Annotated in this window: 12 protein-coding genes; 3 read left to right on the forward strand and 9 right to left on the reverse strand. The window is 37.7% G+C overall.

Annotated elements, in window-relative coordinates; genetic code table 11:
- The gene (locus RE431_RS12890; protein ID WP_309562399.1) at window positions 1–2,322 is read right to left on the reverse strand and encodes a M20/M25/M40 family metallo-hydrolase; all 2,322 of its coding nucleotides are present in this window, start codon (window positions 2,320–2,322) and stop codon (window positions 1–3) included.
- Between the two features lie 123 nt (window positions 2,323–2,445).
- Here RE431_RS12890 and RE431_RS12895 point away from each other — a divergent pair, with 123 nt between their 5' ends.
- Window positions 2,446–2,913 carry a CBS domain-containing protein gene (locus tag RE431_RS12895; RefSeq protein ID WP_309562400.1) on the forward strand — a complete coding sequence of 156 codons (468 nt, stop codon included), beginning with the start codon at window positions 2,446–2,448 and terminating at the stop codon, window positions 2,911–2,913.
- On the opposite strand, the gene RE431_RS12900 is transcribed toward RE431_RS12895, so the two are convergent.
- The 5 genes from RE431_RS12900 to RE431_RS12920 form a co-directional block, all read right to left on the reverse strand.
- Entirely contained in the window at window positions 2,910–3,332 is a 423-nt protein-coding gene (locus RE431_RS12900; RefSeq protein WP_309562401.1) for a DUF4174 domain-containing protein, read from the reverse strand. The two genes, RE431_RS12895 and RE431_RS12900, sit on opposite strands and share 4 nt — an antisense overlap.
- Window positions 3,333–3,379: 47 nt before the next feature.
- The gene (locus RE431_RS12905) at window positions 3,380–3,727 is read right to left on the reverse strand and encodes a hypothetical protein (RefSeq protein WP_309562402.1); all 348 of its coding nucleotides are present in this window, start codon (window positions 3,725–3,727) and stop codon (window positions 3,380–3,382) included.
- Window positions 3,728–3,777: 50 nt separating this feature from the next.
- A complete protein-coding gene (locus tag RE431_RS12910) occupies window positions 3,778–4,284 on the reverse strand; it encodes a hypothetical protein (RefSeq protein ID WP_309562403.1) in 507 nt (168 codons plus the stop codon).
- 87 nt (window positions 4,285–4,371) lie between these two features.
- Window positions 4,372–4,992, reverse strand: a complete 621-nt coding sequence (locus RE431_RS12915) for a class I SAM-dependent DNA methyltransferase (RefSeq protein WP_309562404.1) — start codon at window positions 4,990–4,992, stop codon at window positions 4,372–4,374.
- Complete coding sequence (locus RE431_RS12920) at window positions 4,993–5,505, reverse strand: PepSY domain-containing protein (protein WP_309562405.1); 513 nt, start codon at window positions 5,503–5,505, stop codon at window positions 4,993–4,995.
- A 210-nt stretch (window positions 5,506–5,715) separates the two neighbouring features.
- Here RE431_RS12920 and RE431_RS12925 point away from each other — a divergent pair, with 210 nt between their 5' ends.
- Window positions 5,716–6,048, forward strand: coding sequence for a single-stranded DNA-binding protein (locus RE431_RS12925; RefSeq protein WP_309562406.1), 333 nt, complete (start codon window positions 5,716–5,718; stop codon window positions 6,046–6,048).
- A gap of 45 nt (window positions 6,049–6,093) precedes the next feature.
- Here the strand turns inward: RE431_RS12925 and RE431_RS12930 are convergent, their stop codons facing one another.
- The 3 genes from RE431_RS12930 to metG form a co-directional block, all read right to left on the reverse strand.
- A complete protein-coding gene (locus RE431_RS12930; protein ID WP_309562407.1) occupies window positions 6,094–8,871 on the reverse strand; it encodes a M16 family metallopeptidase in 2,778 nt (925 codons plus the stop codon).
- Between the two features lie 156 nt (window positions 8,872–9,027).
- Window positions 9,028–9,930 carry a histone deacetylase family protein gene (locus RE431_RS12935; RefSeq protein ID WP_309562408.1) on the reverse strand — a complete coding sequence of 301 codons (903 nt, stop codon included), beginning with the start codon at window positions 9,928–9,930 and terminating at the stop codon, window positions 9,028–9,030.
- A 38-nt stretch (window positions 9,931–9,968) separates the two neighbouring features.
- Entirely contained in the window at window positions 9,969–12,044 is a 2,076-nt protein-coding gene (gene metG / locus RE431_RS12940; protein WP_309562409.1) for a methionine--tRNA ligase, read from the reverse strand.
- A gap of 123 nt (window positions 12,045–12,167) precedes the next feature.
- On the opposite strand from metG, the gene RE431_RS12945 reads away from it, so the two are divergent.
- Complete coding sequence (locus RE431_RS12945) at window positions 12,168–12,749, forward strand: hypothetical protein (protein ID WP_309562410.1); 582 nt, start codon at window positions 12,168–12,170, stop codon at window positions 12,747–12,749.
- Window positions 12,750–12,760: the final 11 nt, after the last annotated feature.

Here is a 12,760-nt window from a genome sequence, read left to right on the forward strand (position 1 = left end):
CTATTCTTTAATTCTTATTGTTTTCTTTAAAATGGTGGCGTCATTCAATACAAATGGCCGTGGCATCATGCCTTCGGGACGCTCTTTAACCTTTAATTCTTTATTGCCGATAAGGTCGTAAGCAGATTCGTATAAAACAAATTCTGGCAGCTCTCCTTTTTCAACACTAAATTCCAGTCTCAGGGTATCCTGGTTGGAGGCATAATAGGTGAGAAGTCTTTCTCTCCATCGCCTGGTAAACATGTGAAAAGCATTTTCACCTAAATAAACATCATCTGCTTCAAGTCCATTCACCTGGAAGCTTTTAAAATCTACATCCTTAGTTTCATAGATCTCCATTCTATTGATCTCTCTGTTAGGCGCGATCTTAACTGAATATCTTTGATTATTAAGACTATCCAGACCTTTATTCTCAATGCTTATTCCCGGTTGAGGAATATCGATAAAAGGCGCTTCAGATTTATAACTGAAACTACTACCGTATTTGCTGCTGAAATTAGATTCAGTATGTGAATTCACTTCAGGATCTTCACCAAAAAATTCCGAAGTCCACTCATCTGGCATCTTATCATAAGAATACCATTTTGAGGTTTTCTCATCCAGATCCTGTAAATAAACCAGGCTGTTAGGTTTAGGTCTTTCAATGCTGAAATCTGAATAATAATGCGCCACGAAGATAAGTACATTAAAGATTAGAAAGCATAGAACTGCAAAAGATTTAAGCCTTCTGAAATATCCGAATAACGGAAGAAATAGAAAGAATAATAAACTTACCAGAATAGCAGTTACAAATAGCATTTTCAGGCCTAAAGCAACTGGTAGGCTCCAGATGAAGGGTAGTAAAATAAATATTGCAGGACAGGAAAGTAACACCATCAGGATCCTTTTCGGATTTTCCTGGCGTATCATCACAAAAAGCTGAAGCAATCCAAAGTATACCGGTATGATAAAATACGCAGCTCCTTTCAGATAAACTGCAACAAGGGCACATATAACTAACCAAATCGTTAATGGAGCAACGAATACAGAGGCTGTCCTTAAACTTTTCCTAAGTAAATGATAAGTCATAAAACAAACCGAAAGTGCAAGGAAAACTGAAACTGCGATATAGGTATACCCATTATAGGTAAAGCCGTGTTCCATTTCAGAATACTCCGGATAAATAAAAAGACAGAATTGCCAGAATGCCCAGACCAGAAATCCGGAAAAAATAAGACTTAGCAGAACAGGAATAAAGCCTTTCAGAATATCTATAAAATCAAGCCGGCCTTTGTTGATCCCATAAATTACGAGAACAAGGAACAAAACAATTGCCAATAAAAGCATAGGCATGATCCACGCAAAAGGGTACTTTACAAACTCTCCAAATGGCAGACTGAAATAAATGAGGTCACGGTCACTGGAAAGATTATCCAGATTGGTATTACTGAAATATTCCAGGAGTGGCATTAAATAGCTGCCCTGGTGTGCTAGCGTTTCTTTATTTAGATTTTCAGGAGTATCTGTTGCAGTATGATAATCAAAATGATCATCTATAAAGGCAAAATTATATCCATTTATATTCCCCTGCTCCCGGAGTACGGTAAGATCTGTATCATTAGGAAGCATTTTATAGATGCTGTAAGCTAGCGAATTGGTAACCGGATATTTGGTGCCTGCTTCTTCAAAAGCCTCTATAAGTCTAGCATTTTTATCGTTTGTTTCTAAAAGCATGAAAGGACTACCACCGCTTCCGCGAGCTTCAAAATTCAGAGCAAGTTTAGCATCCTGTGCCCAGGGATGATCTTCTATAAAAAGACCGGCACCGTTCAAACCTAATTCTTCAGCATCAGTAAAAAGTAAAATGATGTTATTGGTATGTTCCGGGTTCTTTTCTAGAAAAGCCCTTATCCCTTCTAATATGGTTGCTACGCCGCTACCGGCATCACTGGCTCCATAAGAAGAATGCATAGCGCTATCGTAATGCGTCATCAATACAAGAGCATCACCATCTTCGCTTCCCTCTATTCGCGCCAGAATATTCTGAGGCTTTACAATTACACCATGTTTATTGAGATTATAGCCTTCCTGTGTTTGAACTTCCAGTCCTAAATTCTGCAGCTGATCTACAATATAATTTCTTACAATACTATGAGCAGGACTACCAACATAATGTGGTGATTTTGCAATCGCCTCCACGTGTTTAAAAGCTCTTGTAGTTGAGAACTCGGTAAGATTATGTGAAGTATCAGCTTTATAATCAGGCTGATCGAAATTAAAACTCAGCCAAACGGCAACGATAATAAGCAGAAAGGCAACTAAGCCGGTAAATCGGTTATTCATGAATTTAGGTTCAGAAATCTTAAAGTTAAATAAGTTTTTGATTATTAGACAAGGAATTTACGCCTCTGCATGCTAAACTAAAAATTCTTATATTTAAGTAATTAGTAATCAAAAGTTTATAAAATGGGAATCAAAAGTTTTATGGGTAAGCGTGCGGCTCCGGAAAAACCTACAGAAACGCGAATTTCAGTAAGAGATTACATGACAGAAAACCTGGTCACTTTTCGAGAACATGAAAACATTATGGATGTGATGGAAAAATTGATCAAACATGGTATTTCCGGAGGATGTATCGTCAACGAAAAAATGGAATTGCTGGGGATGATCTCTGAGGGGGATTGTATGAAAGAGATCTCAGACAGTCGTTATTACAACATGCCAATGAGCGATCTTACGGTGGGTAAGCGGATGGTGAAGAATGTGCAGACTATCGATGGAAATATGAACGTTCTGGAAGCTGCCAGGAAATTCACTGAAATGAAATTCAGACGTTTTCCGATCCTAGAAGATGGTAAATTGATCGGGCAAATAAGTCAGCGTGATGTTTTAAGAGCGGCTATAAAACTTAGGTCACATACGTGGGCTCACTAATTATCACGCATTTCTGCTCTTCGCATAGGCATGGAATCTATCAGGCCGAATAACTTTTTGGTTTGAAGAAGTTCACTTTGCCTTAATTTAACTCCTCCATCTAGTCCTAAAAGAATCACTTCAAATTCAGAATCTGTTTCTTTTTTAGAATTATAAACATCAGATTTTTTCCAGTCTGAATTTTCAGGAAAAATTTCCTTATGTTTTCCCGGAACAGCCTGTATCATTATAAGCTTTCTTTCTTCAAAGTCTTTTTTGTTCTTTTTGAAGATCTCTAATTGCTGTTGAACAATTTCATTGGTGTGATTCGTTGAGAAAACGACTACGAGCCTATTTTCCCATTGATATTCTTTTAAATCTTGAGAATTCATGGTTTGTAAAGTGCAGATTAATATTCCGAGGATCAATAACTTTTTCATGTTGAATAAGTTAATCAAGAAAGACTGAGAAAATTCTCAAGGAAATATTAATTCCTTTTAACTAAAGCATAAAAATCATTTTCCAGTTTCAGGTATCCCTGATCGTACACGAAGAAATACTGGTTTCCTATCTTGGTGGTGTAAATACTGGTGAAAAACTCGAAATTAAAACCTTTAGCCAGCAATTTCGTCCGAGAAACCGAAGTCTTTTCATTAGGATTAAGTTCCGAAAGAATTCGGTAATTCTTGCGAAGTAGATTATTCGTATTTCTAATTAGCTTACTGGAGTCTTTATTGGCCTTATTATGATAAGCGTTACGGCAATAGTCGCTACAAAACTTCTTATCGGTTCTACCTATAATTTTCTCTCCGCATTCCGGACAGGATTTTTCCATAACGGAATATAGCTAAAAAAAATAAGTCGATTAAAATCGTATGAGTAAGATCAATTTCTGGTTCTGAAAATCCCGGAAGCTTCAGCTTCAATACTCATTTCAGGGGAATTCTCCTGTGCTTCGATTATCGCCTCTACAGCGAGTGAAACTTTCCAGTCTCTACTCCCAACTTTTTCACCTATGATCTCGCCATTAGAAATAGGGAAAAAACCAGTATTTCCGCAGAAACAGAATCTACCTACATAAGCATTAGCTGCTTCAAAATCATTAGAATTCAAGTTAAAATCTTCGGTGTTAGCATCCAGCTCAAAATATACGATTTCGGTATATTCATCATCTGCAATTTGTGGTTCGCCTTCCGTAGAAAATCTATATTCAAAAACGAGGTTCTCACCATTTTCTACCATTACATTGGCAGCATTGTTATTCTCGATAATAGATAATGTTGAATTTCTGTGCACGATAAAGTCAGCATCAGTATTCCCGTCTCCGTCATCAGATTTGCTGCAGGAATAGGTAAGTAAGGAAATGCAAAATAGTATAGCGAACTTTTTCATAGTAAGGTTGTTTCTTTTTTAATAGATGCATTGCAGGGGAAAAGGTTGCGTACATCTAATTTTCAGAGCTAAAATCAAATGCTCTTTCTACTTTTGAAATAGAAGGCTAAGAATTCTGGGCGGGTTCTCATTTTCTTCATCAAACCATTCCTGAAGATCTACCAGATGGAATTTATTTGATCCTGCCACATCCAGAAATTCAGAAATATGATGAGTATAAGTTTCTAATTCAATAAGTCCTTCTTCAGATTCAAACCTCGCTTTGGAACCTACATATTGCTTAAATGGATGTAGTTCAGAAATAAAAAAATATCCGTTTTCTTTTAATTTTTCATTCGCCTGGCTAAATATAAAATCAAGATCTTTTATATGTTCGAGAATAAGATTGCAGGTAATAAGATCAAATTTTTCAGAAGTCCAGCTCCATTTTTTCGTGATATCTGCTCTTTGAAATTTTACATGATCATTATTGATTTTGGTCTCAGCTATTGTTAGCATTTCTTCTGAAAAGTCGACCGCCAGGAGTTTTTCGCATTTGGATTCGAGCCATTGCGTGTTTTTTCCAGTTCCACAACCGAGTTCAAGCACTGACTTAAAATGAAGTTTTTCAAGAACTTCTATAGTAAGTTTTTGATCAAGATCCCGTGTGCGATTTTTATTAGTATCGTATTGAGTAGACCATTGATTATATGCTTTTTCTAGGCTCATCTAAACAAGAAGTAAAATCAAAGTTAAAATAATCCCACCAATAGTGAAGAAAATCCCTTTTCTGAAGATCTTGGTAGAAGGCATGAACATCCAGAATGCAGAGATCACAAAGAACAACAGGCAAAGTCCGAAGATGATATTCAGAAAGAACAGCGGTTTATTGGTATTCGCCTTGTGCAGCTTTGTAAAACTTTCAAGGATGACCGGTAACTGCTTTACTTTGTAAGTGGCGATTCCTGTAGATCTATCCATAACACCTTCCTCAAAATAGACTTTATCTCCTTCGGTTCTTTCAATCTTAAAATCTTTTATTCTAAGAGTTTTACCAATCTGGTCATCGCTAAGGTTACTGGCAACTTCTTTTTCTACAGTTTTTTCAATTTTAAAGGCATCTGTATTCCTAAAGATGAGAACGATCCCGCTAATAGCATACATAGCCATGATACCGGCAAGGAAAAAGCCCAAATACCTGTGATATATTCTGAATTTATTACTGATGTTTCTGTTATTCATTTTATCGAATTTAAAAGGCTAAAAATAAAGTAAGCATGGCAAATATCAGGCATTTGAAAACTTCAAATTATCAATTATTCATTTTTAAACGTTTACAAACGAAAGTAAACAGATACAAATACTTTACAGACGATTAGAGTAATCAAGCTGCCACATATTTGTATCGTTGAAATGAACGAATGATTTTCAGCTGCAATAAATTCTTTAGTTATGAGCACTTTAAGAAACACAGTACAATTGATTGGGCATGTAGGTAATGATCCGGAGATCATAAATCTCGAATCTGGAAAGAAACTGGCTAAATTTTCAGTAGCCACAAATGAGAGCTATAAAAACTCAAAAGGAGAAAAAATCACAGATACGCAATGGCATAATATTGTGGCCTGGGGTAAAACGGCAGAATTAATTGAGAATTATGTTCCTAAGGGGAAAGAAGTTGGAATAGAAGGTAAACTTACCACCAGAAGCTACGAAGATAAGGATGGCTTAAAACGATATATCACCGAGGTAGTGTGCAATGAGCTTCTATTGCTTGGGAAATAATTTTCAGGAATTAAAAAACCCCGCGGTAAAGCGGGGTTTTAATTTTTAGTTATCCATTTGTTCTTTCATCTTTTCTTTCTTGATAGTCTTAGGTTTTATCGGGTCACCATTCACATCAATTTCTATGATCTCATCAAAACCTAGTTCATCCAGTTTGGAAGCGATTTTGGCTCTGTCTCCAATAATAAACCAGTTTACCTTATCTGGGTCTACCATTTCCTTACTCACTTTTTGTATATCTGCAGCACTCAAATTGCGAATGCTTGCATCGTAAGTTTTATAATAATCATCTGGAAGATCATATTTTACAATATTCTTCAATGAATTATTTACTGCTGCATTAGTTTCCCATTGTCCTGGCAAAGCTAACACCTGATTGGTTTTTACCTTTTCAACTTCCTCGGCGGTAGCCGGTCTTGTAGTTACGAATTCAGAGATTTCCTTTCTCAGTTCAGTAACAGATTCAGCTGATTTGTCGGTTTGAACAGGAGCGTAAACTAAAAATGGTCTTTCTTCTTTTGTTCCCATTACAAATCCTCCTGCACCATAAGCCCAGTGCTTATCTTCTCTTAAGTTCATATTGATCCTGGAAGTGAATTCACCACCCAGAATATTTACCATCTGTTCTACGGCATACTCAGGTTGCTCACCATATTTTCCGGTGAGATGCCCAGCGATGATCACAGATTGCTGAGATTCTGGACGATCCATCAGGTAAAGAGTGTTTTTAGTATCGGTTTTTGGTTTGGTAAAAGTTACTTGAGGCACATCACCTTTTTTCCATTTTCCAAGAGATTTTTCAAGATAGCTTTTCAATTCAGCCATTTCAATATCTCCCGTTACCACAAGGGTGGCATTGTTTGGTTTTAGCCAGGTGTCATAGAACTCAACCACATCTTCTCTTTTCATATTCTCAACGGTATCCTCGTATCCAGAACCGGTTTGAGGACCGCTATATGGGTGATCTTCGCCATAAAGATATTTGTTCATTACCCTAAGAGCCATTGTGATGGGTTGAGATTTTTCTCTTTTAATTCCATTTAATTGCTCAGTCTTTAGTCTGTCGAATTCTTTTTGCGGAAATGAAGGATTCAAAAGCACATCAGAGAAAAGATCTATACTCGCTTCAAGACTTGGTTTTAGAGTTCGAAGACTAACGGTAGAAATATCCATATCAGAATAAGTGAACAAATCAGCTCCTAACAATTGTAATTGTTCACTTATCTGTAATGAATTCAGGTTTTTAGTGCCTTCATCCAGAAGATTCATCGCCAGGGAAGCTGTTCCCGGGCTTGAAAGATAATCTGTCTTATAACCGGCATCAAACATAACATCCATTACGATAGTTGGAACGCCCTCACGTTTTGCCAGTACGATCTCCATCCCGTTTTTTAAAGTTGAACGCTGTACATCTGGAAATTTAGATGGTTTTGCTTCGGCCACTTTCGGCATTTTAGAACGGTCTACAGAAGTTTCTGTAATTGAATATTCCGGAAAAGGTTTAGCGATAAGCGTATGCTTTCCTTTAGTAAGCCATTTTTTTGCTGTGGCCTGTAAATCCTGAACGCTTGCATTCTCAACATATTCAAGTTGTTGTTTGTAATAATCTGCATCACCGTGATAGGTTTCATTGGAAGCAAGAATATCTGAAACTCCGCCAAAACCACCAATACGTTCCATTCCTTTAATGAAATTGGCGAAATATTCAGCTTTTACTCTTTTAAGTTCAGCTTCAGTTGGCCCTTCCTCCACAAATTTATTGATCTCAGCCATCATTTCGGTTTTTACTTTTTCTATATCAGCACCGGGTTTTACATTGGCCTGCGCAATAAATCTACTGGCAATCTCAGAGGAGGCCTGATAAGCCTGTGCATAGCTGGCAATCTGATTATCGTAAACCAGATTTTTGTAAAGTCTGGAATTCTTTCCGCTACTTAAAATTGCTGCAATTAGGTCAAAATAAAGATCTTCTTCAGATCCAAATTCAGGAGAATTCCAGGCATAAAGTACTCTGCTTTCTGAAATTCTGTCCTCATACACCTGATAAGTATCTGTTGGATGTTCCGGAATATTTCTTTCCTGCCTTTCAATAGTTGGTCCAGCCGGAATGTCTCCGAAATATTTTAATACCTTTTTATGAGCTTCATCTGGAGTAATATCTCCGGCGATCGCGATGACGGCATTGTTTGGTCCGTAATAAGATTCAAACCATTCTTTTACATCTTCGATAGATGCGGCATTAAGATCTTCCATTTCGCCGATCACCGTCCATGAATATGGGTGTCCTTCGGGATACATTGCTTTGGTTAAATAATTCCATTGCTGGCCGTATGGTTGGTTTTCTCCTTGGCGCTTTTCATTCTGAACTACTCCTCGCTGCTCATCCAGAAGTTCCTGGCTAATAACACCTTTAAAATGCCCCATTCTATCTGATTCTAAAAATAGAACCTGATCTAGTGCCGCTACCGGAACGTTCTGAAAATAATTTGTCCTGTCTGAATTTGTAGTACCATTCACATCAGTCCCGCCAATTCTTTCAATTGCCTGGAAATAATCGTCTTTGAAGTTCTCACTACCGTTGAACATTAGGTGTTCGAATAAGTGTGCAAATCCACTTTTACCTGGTTTTTCATTTTTTGATCCAACATGGTACCATACGTTAACGGCTACAATAGGAGCTTTGTGGTCTTCATGAACCAGAAGTGTTAAACCATTTGGCAAAACAAACCTTTCATAATCGATATTAATATCGTCTGCTTTAAAATTTTGTGCCTGTGATGATCCTATAATACATAGGAAGGCGATCAAGAATAGTCTTCTCATAATTGATAATTGATTTAAATTTTTGATTAAAAGGGTCGAGTAGGGCTCTTAAATATAGAAATTAAAATCTTAGAAAAGAGCTATTTGCAACCTTCAGATGAAATTTTGAAGTAAATTCTGCGATCTCTGAAACTGTTATATTACAAGTTGATCTATCTAAAAATAGATCTTTTGGGCAAGTCGGTAAGTATTTGCGTGAGCTTCGATAATATGCTTGATCTGTTTCGAGTATCCTCCACCCATACTGCATTCAACAGGAATTTCAAGATCGTGAGAGGTTTGTAGAACAAAGCGGTCACGTTCTTTGCAACCATCAATAGAGCAGGAGAGACGTCCGAGCTTATCGGTCTCGAGAATATCGACGCCACAGAGATAAAAAATAAAATCCGGTTTGGTTTTCTCAATAAGTTCCGGGAGCGTCGATTTTAGTCTTTTTAGATACTCTTCGTCTTTGGTTCCATCGGGTAGCTCAATGTCCAGATCTGATTTCTCTTTTCTGAAAGGATAATTTCCTTTTCCGTGCATGGAGAATGTAAAAACCGAATTATCGTTTTTGAAAATCTCGGCTGTTCCATTTCCCTGGTGAACGTCGAGGTCTATAATAAGAATTTTATCTGCTTTTCCTTTATTCTGAAGATATCTCGCTCCTATAGCCTGGTCATTTAGTAAACAAAAAGCTTCAGCTCTATCGGTAAATGCATGATGTGTCCCACCTGCTATATTCATGGAAACACCATATTTGATGGCAAAATCGCAGGCTTTTATAGTTCCGTCAGCAATGATCTGTTCCCTGTTTACCAATTCCTGGGAAAGTGGAAAACCAGATACCCTTACCTCCTTTTTAGAAAGTTCTAATTTTAGTAACCGTTTGAAGTAATCTTTTTCATGAACAGCAAGAATTAGATCTTTTTCAGGAAAATCTGGTTGGAAGAAATTAGACTCCTCACAAGTTCCTTCATGTAAAAGTTGCTTTGGTAGCAGATCATACTTTTCCATAGGAAAACGATGCCCTTCCGGCAGAGGATGTTTATAGATGGGATGAAAAGCGATTTTGAGCATAAAAATAAAAAAGCCTCACAAAGGTGAGGCGTTCAATTTTAATTTATAGTTGTTCCGCTTTTAACGCCTTCTTCATCAGGGTTGACAAAAACCAGTTTTCCTTCGCCATTTTCAGTCATCAAGATCATTCCTTCACTTTCCACTCCGCGAAGTTTTCTAGGTGCAAGATTTACAAGAACGGTCACTTTTTTACCAATGATTTCTTCTGCTTTAAAATGTTCTGCGATTCCTGAAACCACGGTTCTTTTGTCAATTCCTGTATCTACTTTGAGAACCATCAGTTTCTTGGTTTTCGGCATTTTCTCTGCCTCGATGATAGTTCCTACACGAAGATCCATTTTTGTGAAATCTTCGAAAGTTGCAATATCTTTTTGAGGCTCTGCCTGCTGATCTTCCATGGCGTTGGCGGTTTTAGTAGCTTCTAATTTTTCTAGTTGTTTTTCCATTTGCTCATCTTCAATCTTGCTGAATAATAATTCAGCTTTTCCAATTTTATGACCACCCGGAATTAGAGCCTCTTTGGTTCCTATAATTTCCCAATCTGGTGTATTATCTGAATTTTCATCCACATGATTCAGCATCTTTTTCAATTTTGCTGAGGTGAATGGGAGGAAAGGTTCGCTGATAATGGCCAGGGCAGAAGCGATCTGAAGTGCCACATACATGATGGTCTTCGTGCGTTCTTCGTCTGTTTTTATAAGTTTCCATGGTTCCTCATCTGCAAGGTATTTGTTACCCAGCCTGGCAAGATTCATTAACTCTCCCTGAGCTTCTCTGAATCTGTATCTTTCAATAGAACTTGCGATCACAGATGGATAAGCTTTTAACTCAGCGATCGTCTTTTCATCAACTTCAGAATATTCACCCGGTTCAGGAACAATTCCGTTATAATATTTATTAGTTAGAACCACCACACGGTTAATAAAGTTTCCGAAGATGGCAACCAGTTCATTGTTATTTCTAGCCTGGAAATCTTTCCAGGTAAAATCGTTGTCTTTAGTTTCCGGAGCATTCGCCGTTAAAACATATCTTAAAACATCTTGCTGTCCCGGGAAATCTTCAAGGTATTCATGTAACCAAACTGCCCAATTCTTGGAGGTAGAAAGTTTCTTTCCTTCCAAATTCAGGAATTCGTTGGCAGGTACGTTTTCCGGAAGTATATATTCTCCATGAGCTTTCAACATTACCGGGAAAATAATACAGTGAAAAACGATATTATCTTTTCCGATGAAATGAACCAATTTCGTGTTCTCATCTTTCCAGTATGGCTCCCAGTCTTTACCTTCACGTTCAGCCCACTCTTTGGTAGAAGAGATGTAGCCAATAGGCGCATCAAACCATACGTAAAGCACCTTTCCATCGCCTCCTTCAACAGGAACAGGAATTCCCCATTCCAGGTCACGGGTTACGGCACGAGCACGAAGCCCATCGTCTATCCATGATTTCACCTGACCGTAAACATTCGATTTCCAGTCGGCTTTATGACCTTTCAGGATCCATTCTTTCAACCAGTCTTCATATTGATCAAGCGGAAGAAACCAGTGGCGTGTTTCCTTTAAAGTTGGAACAGCACCAGTAATTGCGGATTTTGGATTGATAAGATCTGTAGCATTTAGCGAAGTACCACAATTTTCACACTGATCACCATAAGCTTCTTCGTTTCCACATTTTGGGCAGGTACCGGTCACAAACCTATCAGCCAGAAACTGTCCTGCTTCTTCATCATATAATTGCTCGGTAGATTCTTCAATGAATTTACCATCGTCATACATTTTCTTGAAAAATGCTGAAGCCGTATCGTGATGAGTTTTTCCAGAAGTCCTGGAGTAATTATCAAAGCTTACTCCAAAATCTTCAAAGGATTTTTTAATGATCCCGTTGTATTTATCAACTACATCCTGCGGAGTTACTCCCTCTTTTTTCGCTTTAATGGTAATAGGCACACCGTGCTCATCACTACCGCAAACAAAGGCCACATCGTGCCCCTGCATTCGAAGAAAACGGGAATAAATATCTGCCGGAACATAAACACCGGCTAAATGTCCAATATGAATAGGCCCATTTGTATAAGGTAAGGCCGCTGTAATCGTAAATCTCTGAGGATTTTTGTTCATTATTCTAAGTCCTTTTTTAAGAGCCGTAAAGTTAAGCAAAGGCGTTCGATTACGCGTTAAATTCTTGTAAAAGGCAAAAGCTGTTAAGAATAACTTTCTACTTTTACCCAAAATGACACTAAAATGCGTAAAATATTTATAGTTGCAACCTTACTTTTAATCGTAGCTTGTAATAGTGCAAAAAAAGGAACTTCTGGAAGTTCAGCCAAGTATACCGTTGAAAATCTCGGAAGAATGAGCGCTGAAGATATAGATAAAAATTATCCTGATGCTAATATTGAAGAAGGGGCCGATATTTTTGAAGAAGGGACTGATGAAAGACCTTTTACTATCCTGTATCCTGGAACCGAAAATGAACTTCATATTACCTGGCAGGATAAAAACAGAAAAGATATTTACGACCTACGTTATTCCAGCAATGGAAAATGGAATTCTGAGACTGGAGTAGATATCGGGACGACCTATGCTGAGCTGAATGAAATGAACGGGAAAGAGATCGCATTTTACGGTTTTGGATGGGATTATAGCGGTGCTGTAGATTGGAATGGTGGTAAGCTTGAGAAGAGCGGGTTAAGAGTATTCTTAAAAGCAGGAAATAAGCCTGACAATAAATTCTATGGAGATAAGATTATCAAAGCCTCTCCAGAAGAGATTCAAGCAATGGAATTAAAGGTAGGTTCTATAATGATCAACTACGCAATGTAATCAAAGTATAA

The sequence above is a fragment of the Christiangramia sediminicola genome, assembly GCF_031344135.1.
In the GTDB taxonomy this organism is placed as follows: Bacteria; Bacteroidota; Bacteroidia; order Flavobacteriales; family Flavobacteriaceae; genus Christiangramia; species Christiangramia sediminicola.

Coding starts and splice junctions, on each gene's coding strand:
- RE431_RS12890 (WP_309562399.1), bottom strand. CDS start 2,322: ATGAATAACCGATTTACCGGCTTAGTTGCCTTTCTGCTTATTATCGTT.
- RE431_RS12895 (WP_309562400.1), top strand. CDS start 2,446: ATGGGAATCAAAAGTTTTATGGGTAAGCGTGCGGCTCCGGAAAAACCT.
- RE431_RS12900 (WP_309562401.1), bottom strand. CDS start 3,332: ATGAAAAAGTTATTGATCCTCGGAATATTAATCTGCACTTTACAAACC.
- RE431_RS12905 (WP_309562402.1), bottom strand. CDS start 3,727: ATGGAAAAATCCTGTCCGGAATGCGGAGAGAAAATTATAGGTAGAACC.
- RE431_RS12910 (WP_309562403.1), bottom strand. CDS start 4,284: ATGAAAAAGTTCGCTATACTATTTTGCATTTCCTTACTTACCTATTCC.
- RE431_RS12915 (WP_309562404.1), bottom strand. CDS start 4,992: ATGAGCCTAGAAAAAGCATATAATCAATGGTCTACTCAATACGATACT.
- RE431_RS12920 (WP_309562405.1), bottom strand. CDS start 5,505: ATGAATAACAGAAACATCAGTAATAAATTCAGAATATATCACAGGTAT.
- RE431_RS12925 (WP_309562406.1), top strand. CDS start 5,716: ATGAGCACTTTAAGAAACACAGTACAATTGATTGGGCATGTAGGTAAT.
- RE431_RS12930 (WP_309562407.1), bottom strand. CDS start 8,871: ATGAGAAGACTATTCTTGATCGCCTTCCTATGTATTATAGGATCATCA.
- RE431_RS12935 (WP_309562408.1), bottom strand. CDS start 9,930: ATGCTCAAAATCGCTTTTCATCCCATCTATAAACATCCTCTGCCGGAA.
- metG (WP_309562409.1), bottom strand. CDS start 12,044: ATGAACAAAAATCCTCAGAGATTTACGATTACAGCGGCCTTACCTTAT.
- RE431_RS12945 (WP_309562410.1), top strand. CDS start 12,168: ATGCGTAAAATATTTATAGTTGCAACCTTACTTTTAATCGTAGCTTGT.